Source organism: Halodesulfovibrio oceani subsp. galateae (genome assembly GCF_055397225.1).
Genome location: NZ_AP042453.1, coordinates 117,532 through 138,775 on the forward strand (window position 1 = coordinate 117,532; position 21,244 = coordinate 138,775).

General features: G+C 45.4%; 10 protein-coding genes and 2 tRNA genes. 3 read left to right on the forward strand and 9 right to left on the reverse strand.

Annotated elements, in window-relative coordinates:
• Position 1 precedes the first annotated feature (1 nt).
• From ACZ5V1_RS00495 to ACZ5V1_RS00515, 5 genes are all read right to left on the reverse strand, one after another.
• Positions 2 to 439: an NADH-quinone oxidoreductase subunit B family protein gene (locus ACZ5V1_RS00495; RefSeq protein WP_464390113.1), complete on the reverse strand. Its 438-nt coding sequence runs from the start codon at positions 437 to 439 to the stop codon at positions 2 to 4.
• Positions 440 to 450: 11 nt separating this feature from the next.
• Positions 451 to 1,410, reverse strand: coding sequence for a respiratory chain complex I subunit 1 family protein (locus ACZ5V1_RS00500; protein WP_464385342.1), 960 nt, complete (start codon positions 1,408 to 1,410; stop codon positions 451 to 453).
• Positions 1,411 to 1,412: 2 nt separating this feature from the next.
• Positions 1,413 to 5,198, reverse strand: coding sequence for a complex I subunit 5 family protein (locus ACZ5V1_RS00505; RefSeq protein WP_464390114.1), 3,786 nt, complete (start codon positions 5,196 to 5,198; stop codon positions 1,413 to 1,415).
• 1,654 nt (positions 5,199 to 6,852) lie between these two features.
• A complete protein-coding gene (locus tag ACZ5V1_RS00510; protein WP_464390115.1) occupies positions 6,853 to 9,261 on the reverse strand; it encodes a methyl-accepting chemotaxis protein in 2,409 nt (802 codons plus the stop codon).
• Between the two features lie 172 nt (positions 9,262 to 9,433).
• A tRNA-Leu gene (locus tag ACZ5V1_RS00515) sits at positions 9,434 to 9,519 on the reverse strand.
• A 247-nt stretch (positions 9,520 to 9,766) separates the two neighbouring features.
• On the opposite strand from ACZ5V1_RS00515, the gene ACZ5V1_RS00520 reads away from it, so the two are divergent.
• Together ACZ5V1_RS00520 and ACZ5V1_RS00525 are read left to right on the forward strand one after the other, a co-directional pair.
• Positions 9,767 to 10,264 (forward strand): hypothetical protein, encoded by a 498-nt coding sequence (locus tag ACZ5V1_RS00520; protein ID WP_464390116.1) that lies wholly within the window; start codon positions 9,767 to 9,769, stop codon positions 10,262 to 10,264.
• A gap of 613 nt (positions 10,265 to 10,877) precedes the next feature.
• Entirely contained in the window at positions 10,878 to 12,467 is a 1,590-nt protein-coding gene (locus ACZ5V1_RS00525) for a glycerol-3-phosphate dehydrogenase/oxidase (protein ID WP_464390117.1), read from the forward strand.
• A 192-nt stretch (positions 12,468 to 12,659) separates the two neighbouring features.
• Here ACZ5V1_RS00525 and ACZ5V1_RS00530 read toward each other — a convergent pair whose 3' ends face one another.
• The 4 genes from ACZ5V1_RS00530 to ACZ5V1_RS00545 all read right to left on the reverse strand — a co-directional run bounded on the left by ACZ5V1_RS00530 (position 12,660) and on the right by ACZ5V1_RS00545 (position 19,927).
• Positions 12,660 to 14,615, reverse strand: a complete 1,956-nt coding sequence (locus tag ACZ5V1_RS00530) for an LTA synthase family protein (protein WP_464390118.1) — start codon at positions 14,613 to 14,615, stop codon at positions 12,660 to 12,662.
• 272 nt (positions 14,616 to 14,887) lie between these two features.
• Complete coding sequence (locus tag ACZ5V1_RS00535) at positions 14,888 to 16,492, reverse strand: SulP family inorganic anion transporter (RefSeq protein WP_464390119.1); 1,605 nt, start codon at positions 16,490 to 16,492, stop codon at positions 14,888 to 14,890.
• A gap of 394 nt (positions 16,493 to 16,886) precedes the next feature.
• A complete protein-coding gene (locus ACZ5V1_RS00540) occupies positions 16,887 to 19,016 on the reverse strand; it encodes a SulP family inorganic anion transporter (RefSeq protein ID WP_464390120.1) in 2,130 nt (709 codons plus the stop codon).
• Between the two features lie 825 nt (positions 19,017 to 19,841).
• Positions 19,842 to 19,927: transfer RNA gene (locus tag ACZ5V1_RS00545), tRNA-Leu, on the reverse strand.
• A 361-nt stretch (positions 19,928 to 20,288) separates the two neighbouring features.
• On the opposite strand from ACZ5V1_RS00545, the gene ACZ5V1_RS00550 reads away from it, so the two are divergent.
• Entirely contained in the window at positions 20,289 to 21,155 is an 867-nt protein-coding gene (locus ACZ5V1_RS00550; protein ID WP_464390121.1) for a hypothetical protein, read from the forward strand.
• The last annotated feature ends 89 nt before the right edge of the window (positions 21,156 to 21,244 follow it).

The following is a 21,244-nucleotide window of genomic DNA, read 5'->3' on the forward strand; positions in this document are numbered from 1 at the left end:
CTTAGATCCGTGTTTTCCAAATATCCAGTGCCATCGCTACGCCTTCAAGAATTGCCTGAGGGCGGGGAGGACAACCAGCTACGTTCACATCAACAGGAATAATCTCATCCAACATAATAGGTACAGAGTAGCTGCCGCGGAACACGCCGCCGGAAATTGGGCAGACACCCACAGCAACGGTTACCTTTGGATCTGGAATCTCTTCGTATACACGCAGCACCTTGTCTCTAACCATAGAGGTAACAGGGCCGGTGATAAGAACAATATCTGCATGCTTCGGACTGCCGCAGTATTTGCAGCCGAGGCGTTCAACGTCGTAGCGCGGAATAAGCGCTGTAGTAGCAAGTTCAACGTCACAACCGTTACATGATCCCGCATTAATACGGTACAGCCACGGAGAACGGACAGCTTTGCTTTTAATTGCATCGAGAATAGACATATCAGCTTTCCTTATTTGAGCAGAAGAGTCAGTCCAAGACTCACGTATGCCAGCACTGACGGGTACTTGAGGTAGAACTTAAAAGTCTGGTCAGTACGCAGGCGTCCGGTCGCAGAGCGAACAATGGTTACGGACACGAGCATGAGCATGAAGCATTTGAAAATGAACCATGCAAGGTTGGCCAGAGCGCCGCCAGGGATTGTGCCCGGGAAGAAGAGTGTCACGCCGAGACCCATCACAACAACCAACTTGAGCGCGCTCGCGAGGTTGAACATGGCAAGTAACGGACCAGAGTACTCAAGCAGCGGGCCTTCAAGCAGTTCCGGCTCAGCTTCAGGAAGGTCAAATGGTACTACGCCCATTGTGCCCGGAATGAAGCAGAGGAATGCGATGAAAGCTGGAATCATGCTCAGGTTAAAGCCGAAGGAGCCGTTTGCGTGCTGGTATGACACAACCTGTGCAAGGGAGAACTCAGAACCGTCTGCGCCGCCTGCTTTGAGTGCAACTGTGAGGAGCACAACAAGCAGAGGGATTTCATACGCGAACATGAGTACCATTTCACGGGAAGTACCGATTGCACCGTACGGAGAGCTGGACGCGGAACCTGCGAGCATGAAAGCAATCGCAGGAATCGGCAGCAAGTACAGAAGCATCAGCATATCGCCAAGACCGGAAGCACCGTCCCATACACCTGGAACAGGGATAAGCATTGCTGCTACCATCATACCCATGAAGCCGAATACAGGTGCAAACTTGAAGATTGCTTTGTTTGCGGTATCAGGGATGATTGTCTCTTTTTGACTCAACTTAATGATGTCGTAGAAAGGCTGAAGGATCGGAGGACCCACGCGGCGCTGGAGGCGCGCGCAGATCTTACGGTCAAAACCTTTTAGAATAAGTCCCAGAAGCAGAGCGAACAGCCCGCCAGGGAATATGAGTAAGTGAAAGCTATGTGTAAGCATATCTAACATGACTATTTTTTCCTTCTACCGGAAAGGAATTCGGCCGGAAGGTTCAGCCACTGTTCCAGAACGGTCAGTGCAGGTTCGTAGAAGTTTGAGCCGCTAACATGAGATTTTTCCGGACTGATATCTGTTACACCACAACCGTGAGTGTGACAGATGCGCTCGGACTTGTTCATGAAGGATAGGATCAAACGAGCCACACCGTAGGAAATTGCCATCACTAGAGCGCAGGAAATTGCGTCCCATGAACCGGAACCAGTTGCGATACCGCCGAGGTTAATGTCGAGCGGAGCAAAGCCGGTAGATTCGAGGATGGAATTAACTGGTGCCAGAAGCAGACCCGGGAACACGCCGAAGAAAACGGACGCGCCAGCGAGAATGCCCATTGGCATACGCATAAGCTTGCCTACCTCGGTTACACCTTCGAGGCTTGCATTAAGCTGACCGAAGAATGCAGAGTGCAGGAACTTGATCATGTACGCGAGAGTTAACACGGAGCCGGAGAGTGCGAGCAGTGCAAGAAGCACTTCGCCCTGATCCATAAGACCGTGGTAGAGCATCCACTTGGAGGTGAAGCCGCTAAGTGGCGGAACACCTACAGCAGAGAATGCTGCAATGGCAAATACGGTAAGCGTAAACGGCATTTTTCTACCGATGCCGGAAAGCTCGTCGAGCGTATCAGCATGGGTGCGGTACATGATTGCGCCTGCTGCGAGGAACAGGAGGTTTTTAAAGAACATGTGGTTAACAAAGTGCATCAAACCACCGGATACGGTCAACGGGGTAGCTATACAGATACCGAGCAGAACGTATGCCATCTGAGAAACGGTGGAGTAAATCAGCACACGTTTAATAGATGTCTGCATGACTGCTTTAAGTGCAGCGTAGAAGATGGTGATGCCTGCAACCCATGCAAGAGTGTACATGATTGCTGGCTGCGCCCAGTAGCCGGATTTGCCTGCAAAGAATCCTGCGCCCCCGATAACGAAGAAGAGCTTCATAAGTCCGAAAGGACCAGTCTTCAGCAGTACGGAGGAGATGTAACCGGAAACCGGAGTCGGTGCGGTTGCAGGGTGCATCCACATATCAATACGCAGCGGAAGCATTGCCGCTTTCATGGCAAAGCCAAGAGCGATAAATGCCATTGCGTACATACCTGTGGAACCAGGCAGGGTGCTAAGCGCCTGTGCAAGTTCACCGAATCCGAACACGCCGGATTTTGCTGTGAGCATTGCAACGCCAAAGAACATGAAGGATGCGCCAAGAATGTTGAAGAGGAAGTACTTAAAGCCTTCGTTAAGAGCACTCTTGGATTCTTCATGAATAATGATGGAGTACAACGGCCAACTGGACATGATCTCCCAGAAGAGGAAGAACGTGAAAATGTTGGAACTGGTTGCAACACCCAGCAGTCCGCCGATCATCAGCAGGAACAGGGTGAAGAAACGCCACTGTGTGTGGCTGTGATCCATGTAGTTTGCAGAGTATACAACGTTGAGAATAGCCATGAGGATAATAAGGAGACTGAAGCTGATGCTCAGTGCGTCCAGAGAACCCCATGAGAAACCAAGGCCGATAAATGCAAGAACCAGAACGCCTACGGTGCCCCATGCAGCTTTTTCCAGATTTTTGCGCATAATGTATGGAACAATTGCGCCGACCATTGGAATTGCTACGTAGAGAGGCCAGCCGATGGCTAGGTTAGGCAAAGGCTGAACTGCTATTTTGCCGGCTGCAAGCAGGGACTGCATAACAGGAGCAACAATAATAATGTTCAGCTGAGGGAATACGCCGAGCAAGAGACTGGCTGTTGCAAGGACACCCATTGGAATAAGACAGGTAAGCGGAGCTTCTGCAACCGGCTCACCTTCGTATTTTTCAAAGAAGAGGATTCGTGCAAGGCGAGTGTAGTACACAACCGCCATCAAACCACCTGCAAGGATCATAGCTGCTAAAAGAGGCTGTCCTGCTTCAATTGCTGCGTATACCATGAAGAATTTACTTACGAAGCCACCGAAAGGCGGAAGGCCGATAATTCCCATGATACCGATAAACATGCAAAGACCGGTAAGCGGCATTGCGCGTCCCAGACCTTTAAGCTTGCTGATGGTGTATGTTCCTGAACGGAGGATAAACATACCCACGCCAAGGAACAGCAGGTTTTTCATGATTGCATGGTTCACAACGTGCGCCATGGAACCAGTAAGAGAAAGGTATGTGCCAAGGCTGAGCACCATCGCAATTTCACCGACTTGCGCCATGGTGGAATATGCGAGCATGCGCTTAACGTTTTTCTGCATAAGTCCCAAGACTTCTGCAAACAAAAAGGTTGTTGCGCCAAGCACGGTGATCAGTGTTGTGACATCAAACGCGCCTTCCTGATTGAAGTATCCAGCTCCGAAAAGGGCAAAGCATACCATGAGCATGCCGTAGATGCCGGTTTTGGTAAGAATACCGGAGAGCGGACCGGAGATGGAGGAAGGTGCCACAGGGTGGGCAGCAGGGAGCCAGCTGTGGAATGGTACAAGACCAGCCTTAACAGCAAAACCCAAGAAACAGAGTAAGGCAGCCATACCAGCGAGGGTAGGATTCATGTTTCCTGTTGCCTGAGCAATAGCAGCAAATTCAAAGCTGCCAGTTGCACTGTGAATAAGGAAGATGCCGAACAGCAGTGCATATGCACCTGCTGCACACATAAAGAAGTATTTAAAGCCTGCTTTAAACGCGTCCGTTGTTTCTTCGTGGATAACGAGGAAATAAGAGCTAAAGGTCATCAGTTCCCAGAAACCGTACAGAGCGCCGAGGTGCTGTGTAAGGGTGAGACCGATGAGAGAACCCTGCATGAGAAGCAGGAAGAACCAGTAGCGAGTAGCGTTTTCTTTATGAATGTATCCACCGGAGTACACGGTCACAACAAGTCCGATGCCAGCCATAATGCAGGCAAAGAGCTTGGAGAGAGCCGGAACATCAGCAGAAGCGGTAAGTACAAGTGCGGCTACAGATAATGTAGTTGCCAGTACAAATCGCCAGTCATAACGCTTAAGCGCTGCTGGAATGTATTTGGACGGAATAAATAGCAGGAAAGCGCCGACATATGGAAGAGCTGCTGCAAGCGGCCAATGCACTTCGAACTGAGGAATAGTTGCCTCAGCGCCGAATGTTGCTAGGACTGCATGAATAAGCTGTTCCGGAAAAACGTGAGAGAGCGCAACTGCCGCAGCCAACAGGATGGTAATACCACCAAGAATGGTTGAGGTAGCTGGTTTACTGTCTGCGTTTTCAGGCGCTTCAAAACAGATGCTTTGAACAATTTTGATGGTGTACCACAAAGCAATACAGTTGCCCGCGAGCAGCATAATTGCAGGGAAGTACATTTCTGCACTGACAAGCCCGTATGTCAGCGCGAGTTTGCTAACTGCACCTTTGAATGGAGTAAATCCAATGGCGGAAAACATGGCAAACCCGAATGTTCCTGCGAAAAGCGGAGAGCGTTTAAACGCGCCGCGCAGGTTGGTGAGATCGAGTGAGCCGAACTGTTTTGCCAGTCCGAAAAGTGCAAACATAGCCAGAGCTCTAATAGAGATCTGATAAAAAAGATGTAACGCAGCGCCTGCATTACCGGAGATTGTTCCTGTCCCAAACCCTGCAAGGACAGCTCCGATTTCCGCAATACTGGAAAAAAGGAGAACGGTTGTTAATTTGTTAGACTGCTTAAATGCCCAAAACTGAGCAAGCAGAAGAATCAAACACCCAAAGTAGACTGAGAAGTGAGAAGTGGTAACTTCAAGTAACATGCAATTCTTGCTCCTTATGAAAGAAGACCATACCGATTGCCCAGACGCACCTATGGCAGATGAATCCACGGTATCCTTCCAATACAACACAGAGGAAACCCCATTTCCCTGTTCATAGCGCGGCTATGTTCATTCTGCGTTGTTGTTCTTTCAATCCGAATCCAGTTCGCCGTCGCAACACGGCGCAGTACTTCCTGTATGTCGAACTGTTCATCTGCACTTTGCCCTTTATGTGCGGAGGAAACAGTCGGACGTATGACACTTTTTCAGATTGTGCTGGTCGGCACTCCTGCAAATCTAAATCGTATCCTGAAGAAACTGACAGCTCGTAAGTTCTTTTGTTTGGTGACTACCTTCTTCGAAGAAGGAAAAGAAAATTGAGCCCATAGATGTGATTGTGAGATATTTCATAAACACAAATCTAACTGGCGACATAGTTCTTTTACACTTCTTTACAACTGAATGGGTAATCAAATAAACAATTTAGTGACCATTTTGCTCTTTTCTGAGTATTTTGGTCTGCTTTCGAAAAGAGCAAAGTGACACTTGCCTGTATAACTTGCTGTAATCTAAGGCTTTGTATGCAGAATGTATGATTACTGTGAAGGAGTGCTTCTGCAAAACAATGTTTGTACCCATTTACTTATGGGGTGTTAGTCTTACGAATTAGTGGATTGATGTATTTCCATTGTTTGATCATGCAGTGAATCTATAGCTTTTTTTGTTTGTTCGCACAATCTTTCTTTTTTGCAGAGTGTTTCGCTATAAGTCTCTAGAAATAAGGGGGTTATCCTGTTAGTGCCTACTTATGGGCAAGACTGTTGAATAAAAAAAGCTAATGATGTCTGTTGGCTGAGGTGCGAAAAGGTGAATGCAAAAAAATATCTCAGAGCAGTATCTGTGTATGAAAACAGCTTATTTAAGAAAATGATGCATTGCAAAAAATCTTAAATGCGAGAAAAAAGAGTGTAGTGCTATAAAAATTACTTTTTCTTTTAAAAGTTACAGTAAAAAAAAGATGTAGAAAAAAAATTTTGCTGATAAAAATATAAAAAATGAGCGCAAAAAAGCTTATTAAAATTGTTTGAGTCTAAAAAGAAAAAAGCAAAAAGCAATATGCGAACTAAATTTCCTCACAGTGGATAGTTGGCAACGGTCAAAAAGATGTAAACAAAAAATGTATAAGATTTGATACATAGTGATAAATGTCACAATCTTATAAATATTATTAATAGTGCTGTATTTCAGTGTGTTACAAGATTGAATTTCAAAGTAGATAAAAAGTGAAAACAGGTAACTACTTGAAAAGTATTAATAAAATAAAAAAAAGTACTATAGAATTCGTATTATCATACTAATATCGTGGGAAAAGTGTTGCTAACTCGGAAAGCTATGTGATAGTTTTCACATGAAAGAAGAATTTACGTTTTCGAACAGAAATGCAAGGCACACCGCATTATCTTTCATATGTTCAGCGCCAAATTAAACATATGCTCGAAAATTACAGCAATGGATTTATATAATGTATGATGCCGGACTGTGGGCCGGTAGAGAAGCCTGATCATGACATGAACATGATCAGGCTTTTTGCGTTTTTTACGTGGCTTGATTGGTCTGATGGGGGTCGGGACTGATAGTCTGAAGTTGTGATGTATTATCCGCGTAAGGTGCCGATGAGTTTGCTTAGTTCGCTTGAGTTTGAGGCAAGGGCTTTGATCACCTTTTCAGATTCTCCCATTCCTTGACCTGTTTCTGTGGCAACTTCATTGATGGCGGTAACGCTTGTGAGGATTGTTGACTGCTGGTCCGAATGGGTTCTGGAGAATTGTGCGATGCGTTCAATGTGATCACCCATTGATGTAGACAGGGATGTTATGTCCTGAAGTGCCTCTGATGATGCCTCAACAAGTCTTGTGCTTTCAGCGACAGCTTCTACGGCAGCGTTTGTACTGCTTATGTTGTTTGTTATTTGTGTGCGGATGGTGTCGATACTTTTATTTACAGTGGTTGTAGCGTCCATAGTGCGTTCTGCCAGTTTGCGAACTTCGTCTGCTACAACTGCGAAGCCTCGTCCGGAATCTCCCGCCCGTGCTGCTTCAATTGCAGCGTTCAGCGCCAGCAGGTTTGTTTGATCTGCAATTTCACTGATGACACCTATTAAGTTTCCAATCCCCGCAGTCTGTGATCCAAACTCGTGCATACTCTCTTTCAGTTCGCTGGAAAGGGTTTGTACCTTTTGCATGGCGGATGCTGTCTGTTCCATAACTCCTGCACCGTGCTCTGCTTTTGCTTTGGCGCTTTTGGCGTTCTTTACTGCGTCTTCAGCGAAGGACGCAGAGTGTTCAAGCACTGTGTTCATATCATCCACAATGTCTGTTGCTTCTTTAAGTTTTGAAATCTGCAAACGTGAACCAACACCAATCTGTTCAACCTGTCCTGATAATGTGATGGCTTCTGTAGACACGTTTGAAGCAATGTTCTCCGCCTGTTCAGCAACCTCAAGCATTTTAGTGTGCTGGTGTTGAATTCGTTGTTCTTTGGTTCGTATGTCTGTGAGGTCGCTGGCAAGGACAATGGAGCCGATGAGTTGTTTGTCCATGTCATACAGTGGTGCACAATCGACACGCACTATGCGCGTTATGTTGGCCATAGTCGTCCACTGTTGTTCGACATTGAGTACAGCCTGCTGATTTCGAAGGACATGTTGGGTGGATTTGTCACTGTTTTCTAACAATGCGGCTGCAGGCTTTCCTATAAAGAATGATGGCTCTTTCGTGGAATCAACAAGGGAAGTGAATTGTGTGTTGGTAAAGACAATTTTGTTCTCGTTGTCAGTAATGATGCACGGATGTGTGAGGCCGGCAAGAATGCTTTCTGAGAAGCCGAGTTTTTCTTTCAGCTGATTGACCATGTGGAGCATTCCTGCTGCCAGCTCTGCTATTTCTCCCGTGAATTTGTAATCGAGTCTGGCAGAAAGATTTCCGTCTGAAATTTCTTTGGCAAAGGTGAGAATGCGTTGAAATGGTTTGACCAGTGATAGGTGAATCATGCTGAACGTTGCAATCAGTATGGTCAGAGTGCTGACTATTCCCAGAATGAGAGTTGCATAGCGTAGTTCTTGTACAGCCGCGAATGCAATAGATGTGGGTAATTCGCTGATTATCGCCCATGTGTTCGATCCGAACTGAATGGGGGAGTATGCTGTTGCGTATTCGTTTCCATCAAAGCTTTTGTCAATCAGAGTTCCGCTTTTTCCGGAAAGTGCGATAGTGATAGCTTTTTGTGTGGCGCGACCTGTGGATGGATTTGCAAACGAATTCTTTAGGCTATGGGTCGCTGAAGCACGTGCAAGGTCGGAGCGCATAAGGTTGTCAGCTCCTACGAGGTAGGAGTCACTTTTGCTCGAGCTGTCTTTATCATTAATAAGGGCTGAAAGTTGTTTGACCGGCAGTCTCAGTACGGCAACGCCTAAGATTTCTTGTGTGTAGCTGTAAACAGGGGCGGTAATGAAAGCAGCGGGGGTGTTGTTGTCCAGTGCAAACGGGGCGATATCAGTAAAGCAAACTTGCCCCTCCATTGCCTTTGCCCATGCGGCTGAGAGTGGTGAACCGCTGTGCGCTCCGTGCTGGAAGTCGCCACCAAGTTCTTTGCCGCGTTTTACTGAAAAAATGATTCTTCCGTAATCATCCATAAGTAAGGCATCTTCAAAGCCCATTTCTTCTACAAAGGGAAGGAATGAGGGGGCAACATATTGATAGATGTTTTCGTACTCCTCATCCAGCTCCAGTGGTTCACCTTTTACAGCAGTGTATGTCGCGTCACGGAGCATGCCGATGGCGTTGTACACTTCTTTAACTTTGGAAAAGATGATTGTCTCCCGCTTCCACGTGTCGAACAGCGCTTGAATGTGTCGACGTTGCGCGTCCTGAGTAGATCGGAGTTGGGAGAAGGAGCTTTCTTCAAGGCTGACTGCTGCGGTGTGCACACTGTATGTGCCCATAGCAAGCAACGGGAGGAGACCGATGCAAATACTGAAAAGAGTCAGTTTGGTGCGTAGCCGCATGGTATAACAGTCCTTTTGTTTGTGTTATCAATGTGATGAGATTGATAGGTCACGAGCGTTACGGACTTGTTAAGGCAGGGTGAAGAATGTGTTTTTTGCGTTAGATATCGTGTGACTAGGAAAAAAGGCAAAAAAAAAGATCATACTTTCGTATGATCTTTTCCTAAGTGCATGGTGCCCAGGGGGAGACTCGAACTCCCACGGGCGTAGCCCACTACCCCCTCAAGATAGCGTGTCTACCAATTCCACCACCTGGGCACTTAGTTGAACTTCGCTTGCGCGTTGTTCTGAGGGGTGCGCTAAGGTGTTGTTCCTCAGCGCGGAAATGTGTCTATGTGGATTGAGGGAGTTTGGCAAGCGTTTTTTGCATTTTTTTGGATAAAGTATCACGTAAAAAAGATATAATGGATGTAAGCCCCCTCAATTAGGTTAGTATGTACTTTGTTTCGTCCCTACGGTGCGAAACGTCGGGAGAGTAACATAACTACGAATCAGGAGATATTTCATGAAATTGGTACGAATTTTTCTATTAACCGCTATGGTTGTGACAATTGCTGCATCAGCATTTGCAATGAAGCAAGATATGATGATGAAGCACCCAATGATGAAAGATGGCATGATCATGATGAAGATGGCTCCTAATGGATCAATGACGCCTATGATGATGAAAGACGGTGCAATGGCGCCTATGATGATGAAAGACGGCACAATGAAAGACATGAAAATGCCTATGATGATGTGCAAAGGTCACATGATGAAGATGCCTATGATGGCAAAAGACGGTATGATGATGCCGATGATGAAAGATATGAAAGACAAATCCATGATGATGAAAGATATGAACATGGAATGCATGATGATGCCGGTTATGATGGAAAACGGCATGATGATGATGGTTCCTATGATGATGAAAGATAATATGATGATGCCTATGATGATGAAAGACGGCATGATGATGCCTATGGAAAAACCAATGATGATGAACGGCGGGAAAATGAAATAGCCCTCCGGTTAGTCATCTTTTTTTATGAGAAACACCCCGCAATCGCGGGGTGTTTTTTTGTCTGCACTATGGGTGGAGCAGTGTACGGTGTGAGAAGTAGGATGGAGTAGTGTGCGGTGAGAGGTAGGATGGAGCAATGTGCGGTGAAGAGAGGTCTCGCTATGAAAAAGTCTGAGTGAAGGCCGTGAGATGGATCTAGTTTGTAAATACTCAGTCACCAAATTGATTAGAATGTAACGATAATAGTAGCGATAACTAATATCTTTACAATGTAGAAAGTAATACTTATTTGAAAAAGACAGAGTTACTGGCTTGGATGTATTGAAATGATCTATATTTGATACGTAAATGATGTAAAAAAGGGTTAAATGCTGTAAAAATGAAACGTTTACATAGGGTAAAAAACGTCGTGTAACCGTTTTAACAAGCTTGAATAACGTATCATTTGCTTTGACAAAAAATAACTTGAGCAGAGCATCTGTCACGGTAGTATGAAAAATAGAGGGTTTACCTAATTTGCTGTTGAGCAGAAGTAACTTGTGAAGTGCTTCTGAAACATATTTTATGGGGCGTTTCTACCACCGCCAATCCGGTAGGAACTAAATACTAGGAGATGAGTGTGCAACGTTCAGAATCTATAGAAAAAATTGAAAGTCAGGATGTGTGGGATGTTCTTATCATCGGCGGTGGTGCAACTGGTCTTGGTACCGGTGTAGACGCAGCATCCAGAGGATATTCAACTGTTCTGCTTGAATCAGCGGATTTTTGTCAGGCCACTTCCAGCCGCAGCACAAAGCTTGTTCATGGCGGCGTACGGTATCTGCAACAAATGAACTTTTCATTAGTATATGATGCATTGCATGAACGCGGCCGTATGCGCCGTAACGCACCGCATCTTGTGGACGATCAATCCTTTATCGTTCCGACATACAGCTGGTGGGAAACATTCTATTATGGAATCGGTCTGGTGATGTACGACCTTCTTTCAGGTCCGTTCAGTTTTGGCCGTTCCTACCCGATGGTTCGCAATAGTGCCTTCCACCATGTACCGGGGCTAAACCCTGTGGGCGTAAAAGCTGGTGTCCGTTATCATGATGGACAGTTTGATGATGCCCGCTACGCAATGACGCTTGCGTTGAGCATGGAAGAGCTGGGTGGATCTCCTGTAAACCACATGCAAGTTCGTTCTCTTATTAAAGAGGATGGAAAAGTTCGTGGTGTTGTGGCTGTTGATTTGCTGACAGGTAAAGAGCATGAGATCTATGCACGGTCCGTCGTCAACGCTACAGGCATTTTTACGGACGATATCCGACAGATGGATAATCCGGCTGCAAAGGCGATTCTTCAGCCTAGCCAGGGTATTCACCTTATGCTCGACAGAGCATTCTGCCCGGGCGATGCAGGTATTTTGATTCCTAAAACAGACGATGGTCGCGTTGTATTTGTTCTTCCGTGGCATGACAAATTAATTATTGGAACCACGGACACAGAAGTTTCCGGCCCTCAGATGGAACCTAAGGCAACGAATGATGAAGTGGACTTCTTGCTTGAGCACGTAGGCCGTTTCCTTGCTCGTAAACCGCAGCGTAAAGATGTGCGCAGTGTGTTCAACGGTATCCGTCCTCTCATTAAAGCAGACGGCGCTGACGGAACGTCTGCATTGTCACGTGACCATTATCTTACCGTGTCTGATTCCGGTCTGGTGACCATTGCCGGTGGTAAATGGACTACCTACCGTAAAATGGCAGAAGATGTTGTGAACACATGTGCGAAAACTGCGCATCTCCCAGAAGTGCAGTGCCGTACTAGCAACATGCCTCTCCATGGCTGGACGCGTGATTTCGAAAAAGATGATCCATTCCGTGCATACGGTAGTGACGTTCAGTATTTATATGAAATGATGGATGAAGATGAAACACTTGTAGAATTGCTGCATCCTCGTCTTCCGTATCGTAAGGTTGAAGTTGTGTGGGCTGTGCGCTCTGAAATGGCACAAACACTGTACGGTGTACTTGCTTTGCGTACCCGTGCACTTCTTTTGGATGCCGCAGCAACCGTGGAAGTCGCCCCTGAAGTGGCACGCCTGATGGCTGCTGAACTTGGCCTTACCGGAGAAGAAGCAACAGCGTGGATTGATGCACAGCTTGCAGAATTCACTGAGGTTGCATCACAGTACATAGCTGGTAACTGCTGCGAATTGTAAGAAGAAACTTTATTCTAATAATAAACCCCGTTTCCAATAGGAAACGGGGCTTTTTTTAGTTCCGCAACCAACGAGTCACCGGCCGGTTGCGGAATACGGGAGTCACTACTTGGGGGGCATGTCTAAACAACTTGATGTGCTTATTTTACGAGACTTGGCAGAATCATCGCAAGCCAAGCACGGCAACAGTGCTTAGTTATTAATTATGTTATTAGGTAGTAGTGAGTCGGTATTCAATTTGTTTTTATACACCCACGCTGCGTTCTGGTAGTAAGAGATAGCTCGTTTTACGAGGCTGTCATCTTTTGTACCTTTTACAGTCTTAATAGCAGTTTCATTTTCAATGGTCTGGATTTCAATGCTTTTCTTAGGTCCAAGAACCGCCATCCGTTTCCCGTCAAATAGCCCAAGATACTGATAGTTGCCGATAAAGGCTCTGCCTTCTCCCGGCTTCATCTGAGCAATATCTCTTCCGTAAAAGAACGACGAATATGACCAGTTGAGTAAGCCAAGAATTGTAGGAGCAACATCAATCTGGCTCGAAAGTGTGTCTACCAACTTCGGTTGTACAATTTTTGGTGCATACACCCACATTGGGATTCTATAGCGACGAACAGGTAAGTTTTCACGTCCTGCGCTGCTAGCCTGATGATCTGTAACAAATATAAATATTGTGTTATCAAACCACGGCTTTTGTTTTGCTTTTTTAAGGAAGTCTCCAATAGCCCAATCCGTGTACTGAACAGCACCAGTTCGGCCATCACCTGAAGGAATAGCAACGCGATTGTCAGGGTAGGTGTATGGACGATGATTTGATGTTGTCATGACGTGGAGGAAGAACGGAGTGTTAGCACTGAGAGAACTATCTGCTGTTTTGAGTACCTGATTGAACAGGTATTCATCCGCCATGCCCCACGCATTTTCAAATCCAATGTCTTTATCCGGTACTGAAGACTGGTCAACAACTGTGTAGCCGTTGCCGCTGAAAAACTCATTCATGTTATCAAAATAGCCTCGACCACCGTAAATGTAGTAGCTGTCATAGCCTTTTGATTCAAAGATTCGTCCTAAAGAAAGGTAACCTTTTTCGTTGCCGATTCTTTTTACAATAGATCGTCCGGGGGTTGGAGGAATTGAGAGCGCCAATGCTTCAAGACCACGAGTTGTACGGGTGCCGGTTGCAAATAGCTGTGTATAGAATTGTCCTTCTGCGGCAAGAGCATTCAAGTTTGGTGTAACTTCTTTTTTTGCACCGTAACGGGAGAGGTACTTAGGGGTAAGACTTTCTATGGTAACGAGGATTACGTTGTATTTTTTCTCTTCACCGAAACGTTTGATGGATCTAAATAGACTGTGTTCGTTCTTAGACAAAAACTTACCTGTTGTGTCTGCAAGATCGGTGCGGACTGTGCGGCTTGAGATTTCCTCGTCCAGAGAGGGATAGAACTGGTAGTAGTCTAGTTCATTGTTCTTAAAGGCTGACACGAACTGATAGGGACCGTTAGCAGCAAGTTCTTTCTGATATGTGTTGTCGGAGAAATCTCGCATTTCGCTGGTAAGGAAAAGGCCGCCAGTTGCTGCAACAAGTAAGATCCCTGCGAAAGGAATCAGGTTCGAAACGAAGGAGTTTTTTGCAGCAAGGATTCCTGTAAGTGATGAACGAAGTAGGTAGGTAATAGCAGCAGAAATTGCCGCAATTACAGGTAGGATAACAAAAAGAGGGTATGACTCTAAGATGTTATCGATCACTTCTCTGCGGTAGATGAGATAGTCTACAGAGATAAAATTGAAGCGAACATTGAATTCTTCCCAGAAGAAGAACTCTGCAGTTGCTCCAAAAATTAGAATAAAAATAGTTAGAAAGAACGCGCCGTACATGAATATTTTATTTGGCTTGGAATGCCAGATGAAATTTGGAGTAAATGTGATGTACAGGCAGGGAAGAAGAGTCGCGAATGCGAAAAAGCAGAGGTCGTAAAGAAAACCGACTGAAAAAATTTGTAAGAATTCGGCAAACGACGGTGATGCATCGTTCCATGAAAAGAGTAGAAGTCCCAGACGCACGAGCGTCCATAGGGTGATAGCTATAATAAAGGCCAACAGAACCGCGCGGAATCTGTGTGTGCCTACTGTGTTTTGTGTGTCCATCTATGTTTCCTCATAAAACATTTGCAATATCATATGTACACTTGTGCATGTGTAACTGGATAAGCATTTTGTTTAGCAAGAAACGCGTCAATTTTTGGTTAACGCTTAGATTGAATTTTGTAGGCAGAATGTTTGATGTACTAAAACAGTGGGTTATTGAATGGTGGGGTGCGTGCAGGTTTCGTTGACAGTATGAAGAAAGATAAAAAAAAGAGTTAGCTACGTACGTAGCTAACTCTTTTTTTAAAGACTTTTTAGGATCGAATAAAGATCTATGCTGCTTGGGAAATCGTGGCTGTCTGCAGTTCGTGGTATTTGTCGATCGCAACAAAATAGTCTGGATCTTCAAGCACGTTTACTACACAGATTTTTTCAGCTTTTTCAATCAACCGTACACAATCTTTGCTTAAGTGCCAGAAGTATACTGTTTTACCTGCACGCTGGTACTGGGCAGCAAGCTTGTTGATAATTTCAATAGCTGACTGATCCATAATACGGGATTCTTCGAAGTCGATAACAACTTCCTGTGGGTCGTTTTTCACATCAAACTTGCTCATGAAGAGTGAGGTGGAACCAAAGAAAAGAGGTCCGTAGATTTGGTAGTGTTTGATGCCGTGATCATCAACAAATTTTCTTGCACGAATACGAAGTGCGTTTTCCCATGCAAAGATAAGAGCGGAGATAACAACACCGCAGAGTACTGCGATTGCGAGATCATATTTTACGGTGAGGAAAGTCACTGTAATGATAACGACAACGTCCCATTTAGGAACTTTGTTCATGATCTTGAATGTGCTCCACGCAAAGGTTTTGATTACAACAATAAACATAACCCCTACGAGTGCTGCGATAGGTACAATTTCAATGTACTGGGAAGTGAAAAGGATGAAGAAGAGCAGCGCCATTGCAGCAGTGATACCGGAAAGACGACCGCGACCGCCGGAGGTGATGTTGATGATGCTCTGCCCGATCATGGCACAGCCGCCCATGCCGCCGAAAAATCCGTTAGCAATGTTGGCAATGCCCTGCGCGACACATTCCTTATTGCCGCGACCGTGTGTGTCGGTCAGTTCGTCAATAAGGTTAAGGGTCATGAGTGATTCAATAAGACCGATTGCTGCAAGGATGCATGCATATGGTGCAATGAAGATTAACGTATCCAAAGTCAAAGGTACCTGAGGAATTGCAAAGGTTGGCAGACCTGCTTTAATGCCGGTGCCGCCGTTTGACTGAATGAAAGAAAGCACTGTCTGGGTGTCAATATTTGCAAGAGTAACCAGCAAAGATACTGAAATAATTGCGATGAGAGCGCCCGGAGCTTTTGACCAGAGTTTAGGTACGAACAACAGAATTGCCATGGTGAGAACAACAAGTCCGCACATGGTGAGCATCGCGTCGCCCTGCAGCATTTCGCCGCCGACTTTGAACATTTTGAGCTGGGACAGGAAGATTACAATGGCAAGACCGTTTACGAAGCCCATCATAACGGAACGTGGAACCATGCGAATAAGCTTGCCGAGTCTGAATGTACCGGCAAGAATCTGAAGAAGACCCACAAGCAGCAAGGTGATGAACAGGTACTGTAAACCGGCATAGGAACCCGGTGTGCCGAGCGCATTACCTTCTGCCACAAGGTGAACCATAACTACAGCCATTGCGCCGGTTGCACCGGAGATCATTCCCGGTCTACCACCAAGAATAGACGTGATAAGGCACATCATGAATGCACCGTACAGGCCGACAATCGGTGAGATTCCAGCGACAAAAGAAAAAGCTACAGCTTCTGGAACCAACGCTAACGCAACGGTGAGTCCTGAAAAAATGTCTGCCTGAATGCTCCCCTGAGAGCTTGGTACCATGGAGTGGTTAGATTCCATTAAAATTTCCTTTTTATATGAGGCTGAATCCAGACGTTTGTATCTGTCCAGCATAGAGAGGCAGCCGTTTTCCGACTGAAAAAACATATGGATACATTGAGCAGATGTGCGGCGCACAATAAAAAAGACAAGACATAGCGTCTTGCCTGCATTGCGACTGAACGATTTGTATCTGTATAAAAAAATAGCTGCCGATACGTATTGAGCATGTGCTCAATTCTAAGGCGGAAGGGAGAATTAAGGAAGATTCATGAGGAAGTCAATCGAATGCCTTGAAATAGCAATCAATAATATTGAAGAAGAGTGTAGGAATTTTTTAACTCGTGAACAGTCTCAATTGCCTGAACGTAAAAAGCGCTTTAGTTCAAGCAGTTGAGACTGTTTCCGAGAACGCCTAACTAGCGCGAAGACATGCAGCTGGCAGGGGACCGTCTGTAGTCTCCTTTGCTGCACGTGTAACCCTGCAATCATTACGCAGAGCTTCCTCGGCAGTGGCGTAGATGTGGTCTGTACCGATCTTTTCTAACAAATGAGCTTTCTGCAATACGGCAAGAACCGTTTTGTTTGCAGAGCATATTGAAAATTCGATGTTCTTAGCCTGAACTTTTTCAATAATAAGCTCTAATGCTTCCGCACCGGAACAGTCTACGTCGTTGATGCCACCAGCAGAGAGAACAATGTGCTTAAGCGAATCATTCTCTAAAATCTTTTCCGTAACGATATCCTCTAAGAAACTTGCGTTGGCGAAAAAGAGCGGACCTTCAAACTGGATTACGGAGATGTTTTTACAGTTTTCGAGTCCCGTGAGGGTGGTATCCCGATGTGACGGAGTCTGAGAGCGGGAGAGAAAAGAAACATTCGGGCGCATACTTTTGTACAGGAACATACCTAACGAAAGCGCAACGCCGAGCATGATGCCTTTGTCCAAGTGTGGAGCGTAGGCGAGCGTTGTGATGAAGGAAATGACGGAGATAGCTCCATCGTACCACTTAATTTTCCATGCATGCACAAAGCTTGAGACGTTTAACAACCCGAACACTGCCATCATAATGATTGCCGCTAAAACTGCCTGCGGCAAATGATAGAGCAGTGGGGTACAGAACTGCAGTGTAAGCACAACCATTATGGAGGCGAATACACTGGACATGCCAGTTACGGCACCTGCTTGAAGATTGACTGCTGAACGGGAGAACGAACCGGAAACCGGATAACTTCTGCCAAAGGCACCGATCATGTTGGCAAGTCCCTGCCCGATAAGTTCCTGATCCGGATCAATTCGCTGTCCTGTTTTCGCTGCCATGGCTTTCGCAATGGAAATTGCTTCCATAAAGCCGAGCAGAGAAATTATTACTGCGAACGGGATAAGGTGCAGTACGGCGGAAAGGTCGAATGTCGGAGCAGCAATAGTAGGGAGTCCGGATGGAATTGTTCCTACAACTGCGCCGCCACCCATCATTGTAAGGGCTGTTGAGCTGATTTGTGAGTTGCCTACACGTAGTCGCCATGTCCTGCCATCTGTATGCATGGTAGGTGGTGTTCCATTTTTAAGATAGAACGCCATGGTGCCGTCAGACTGCTCAACACCACTAAAGAGCATGTTACGAAGCGATTTACGAAGCTGATGGCTTTGGTCTTTTACGCCTGCCAGTCGCAATTCGATAGTGCTAAGTTCATGCTGAATATTCAGCGCACGCAGAGATTCCCCAATCGCGTTTGCTGCTGAAAGTTCTTTGCTGAGTTCGGTACGTTGCATTGCCAGTTTTTCAGCTGAAGCCAGAGTGCCGTTGAACACAGCTATGGTGCTCTGTACGCGGGAGGATTCGATAGACGATACAGGGATAGTTACGTCATGATTGAATCCTATTGCCCATGAAAGGCAGGTAGTAATAAGCACAGCTGCTAATACATTTGGTATCTTAGGAATAAACCGCTTGCATCCGATCATGATAGCAAACGCGAGTAGTCCCATGGCAAGTGTGGGCAGGTGTGTGTAGTTAAATGCACTTTGCGCCACTCTAATAAGAGTCTCGTAATGATGACTTGCTTTGTCTACGGATACGCCTGCCAGTTTAGACACCTGAGAGGTGGCAATAATGATAGCAGCAGCATTGGTAAAGCCGTTGATAACCGGATGAGAGAGAAAGTTAACTACAAGACCGAGTCTCAAGATTCCAAGTAGAAACTGGAAACCGCCTACCATAAGAGCAAGGAGGATAGCGTAGGCGATGTAGCCTTCGCTTCCCATAGTGGCAAGAGGTTCAAGAGATGCTGCTGTCATCAAAGACACAACGGCGACAGGGCCAGTAGCCAACTGACGGCTGGAACCGAATAGGGCAGCGATTAAAGGAGTAAGAAAAGAAGCATAAAGCCCGTAGTACGCAGGGAGCCCTGCAAGCTGTGCGTATGCCATAGACTGAGGAATGAGAACTAAAGCTACAGTTAACCCCGCGATAGTATCCGACCGGAGTGTCTCCGTGTTGTAGTCCTTAATCCAGTTCATAAATGGGAAAAGATTGGCTAGCATTCCAAAAACTTTCCTTCAGCAAACTGCATTATTCTCTATCTTGACGAAAGTAAGTCACGCTGAGGTTCACAATCTGTTGATCATGCTAGAATAGTGCAGCAAGCAATCAAAGGTCGAGAAGCATGTAAATCACATTTTCTAAATGCGATTGTGAATAATTACTCAAGCGCCTGACTAAGAAGTACCACCATAAAACGGGGTTGGAAAGGGGTAAGTTAGTAGGTGCTAACACGGGAATAAATAGGCTTTTTAAAATTTCACTTTAAAAACAGTATGATATAAATTTTTTCAATAAAATCCGTGAAAATATTTTGTGAATAAAATAACGAAAGCCTGAAATGAGTAATTAATCAGTATTGATAGGTGGTTAAAAAAAAATTGTTTCGCACAATCGTGAATGAATGGAAAAGGTTGGAGGGCGGTATGCTCTGCATTATTGCGTTGAGTACAGTTGTACTGGGAGTCGGAGTCGATTAGCCTTGCATCAATTGGGGTAGTGAAGGTGTGTGTGGGAAGAAGTGGAGTTGATTGCCTTGTAGGGAGTGTTGGGGGGATAGCAATGGCTTTTCTTAGGTGGCGTGGTGGAGCAATAGAGTGTGTTGATATACACTCTTTTGGAATGGTGTATTGAGTGTTAATTCTTTCTTGATCTCTCATAATTTTAGCCGAAGTCTTGTTATGAGTTGAGGCATTTGATCTTTTTTTTTGATACACTGCCGTATGTTTTGTTGTTATAACATTCTGGTTTTAAATAATATTTTCTGTAAAAATAGAAAAAAGGCAAAAAAAAAGATCATACTTTCGTATGATCTTTTCCTAAGTGCATGGTGCCCAGGGGGAGACTCGAACTCCCACGGGCGTAGCCCACTACCCCCTCAAGATAGCGTGTCTACCAATTCCACCACCTGGGCACTTATTTGAACGTCGCTTGCGCGTTGTTCTGAGGGGTGCGTTAAAGTTTTTTCCCTTAACGCGGAAAAAGTAATTATGTGTATTACGAGCATTTGGCAAGTGTTTTTTCAAAAAAAATGCAGAAAAAAGGCGTTCAACATGTGGCTGTGTATGCCTTTTTTCCCCATCTGAAATATAACATGCAATATTTACAGTCGTTTTTGAACAGAATTTTTGTAAGTTCTCAATGCAAAAAAGAGCAACCTGCAAGAGAATGAAGAATGTGAAGGAGTTGCCGAATGTGACTTTCGCTTACTGGTTGCTAACAGTAGCACTTTGAAGGCGTTGTGCGTGTGAAGTAAAATAGAAACAGGAAGGGGCATGGCTGGATTAGGACAACACAGGCTCGAGTATAAGACTCTTGGCCCATTTGTGACCCACGTAAAGTTGCACCATAAAGATGGTAGCAATGAATATACGGCGCGGCCGGTGCGGAAAGGGGTGCGATGGATACAGCCAATGCAGTTGAGTAAAGAGGATCAGGCCAAATATGTAGTCTGCGCTAAGCAGATTAACTATTGGGTGGCGGTGTTGTTTATGATCGGTGCTTCGTTGTTTTCTCTACCCGGCTTTCTTCCGGATTCATGTTCGGCATCATTCAACATAATATTCTTTTGCGGGTCCATTTTTTTCACATCAGCCGCATATTTACAGCTTGTGGAGTCTATAAATAAAGATATTACGAATCCGGATTTATTTAGGACCCAGCGATGTCACTGGATTCGAATGGCATGGCGACCAAAAAATCTGGGGTACTTGTCATCCATCGTGCAGTTTGTGGGTACGTTGTTTTTCAATGTTAACTGCGCGTCAGCGTTGCTTGCAGTCACCCCCTTGCAAATGAACATCGCCATATGGCTTACTGGAATGCTGGGTAGTATCTGTTTTTTAGTATCTTGTTTTTTTGCGTGGTTGGAAATCTATCGAGATCCTTCCATAAAAGCGTTTCGATCGGAAGAATGGTGGATTGTGTGGGTGAATATAGCAGGATCAATTGCATTTCAGATTTCGAGCACGGTTGCGTTTTATTTGCCGCAAACCGGAGATGTTTTTGCTCCCGTCATGGCCAGTGAGTACCTGACGTTCGGCGGCGTTTGTTTTTTTATCGGAGCATTGCTGCTGCGTGTTGAAGATATGTCAGATACACGCAAATTTATCGGAGGGGAGTATGTAAAGGCATCGGCATAGTTATATGTTTCAATAGCATGTGGTGCCGTTTGTGTTTTTAGAAGAGCTCTCACTAGCGGGCGCTATATATAATGATAGAAGGAGGGCTT

Coding starts and splice junctions, on each gene's coding strand:
- ACZ5V1_RS00495 (WP_464390113.1), bottom strand. CDS start 439: ATGTCTATTCTCGATGCAATTAAAAGCAAAGCTGTCCGTTCTCCGTGG.
- ACZ5V1_RS00500 (WP_464385342.1), bottom strand. CDS start 1,410: ATGTTAGATATGCTTACACATAGCTTTCACTTACTCATATTCCCTGGC.
- ACZ5V1_RS00525 (WP_464390117.1), top strand. CDS start 10,878: ATGAGTGTGCAACGTTCAGAATCTATAGAAAAAATTGAAAGTCAGGAT.
- ACZ5V1_RS00510 (WP_464390115.1), bottom strand. CDS start 9,261: ATGCGGCTACGCACCAAACTGACTCTTTTCAGTATTTGCATCGGTCTC.
- ACZ5V1_RS00520 (WP_464390116.1), top strand. CDS start 9,767: ATGAAATTGGTACGAATTTTTCTATTAACCGCTATGGTTGTGACAATT.
- ACZ5V1_RS00535 (WP_464390119.1), bottom strand. CDS start 16,492: ATGGAATCTAACCACTCCATGGTACCAAGCTCTCAGGGGAGCATTCAG.
- ACZ5V1_RS00540 (WP_464390120.1), bottom strand. CDS start 19,016: ATGCTAGCCAATCTTTTCCCATTTATGAACTGGATTAAGGACTACAAC.
- ACZ5V1_RS00550 (WP_464390121.1), top strand. CDS start 20,289: ATGGCTGGATTAGGACAACACAGGCTCGAGTATAAGACTCTTGGCCCA.
- ACZ5V1_RS00530 (WP_464390118.1), bottom strand. CDS start 14,615: ATGGACACACAAAACACAGTAGGCACACACAGATTCCGCGCGGTTCTG.
- ACZ5V1_RS00505 (WP_464390114.1), bottom strand. CDS start 5,198: ATGTTACTTGAAGTTACCACTTCTCACTTCTCAGTCTACTTTGGGTGT.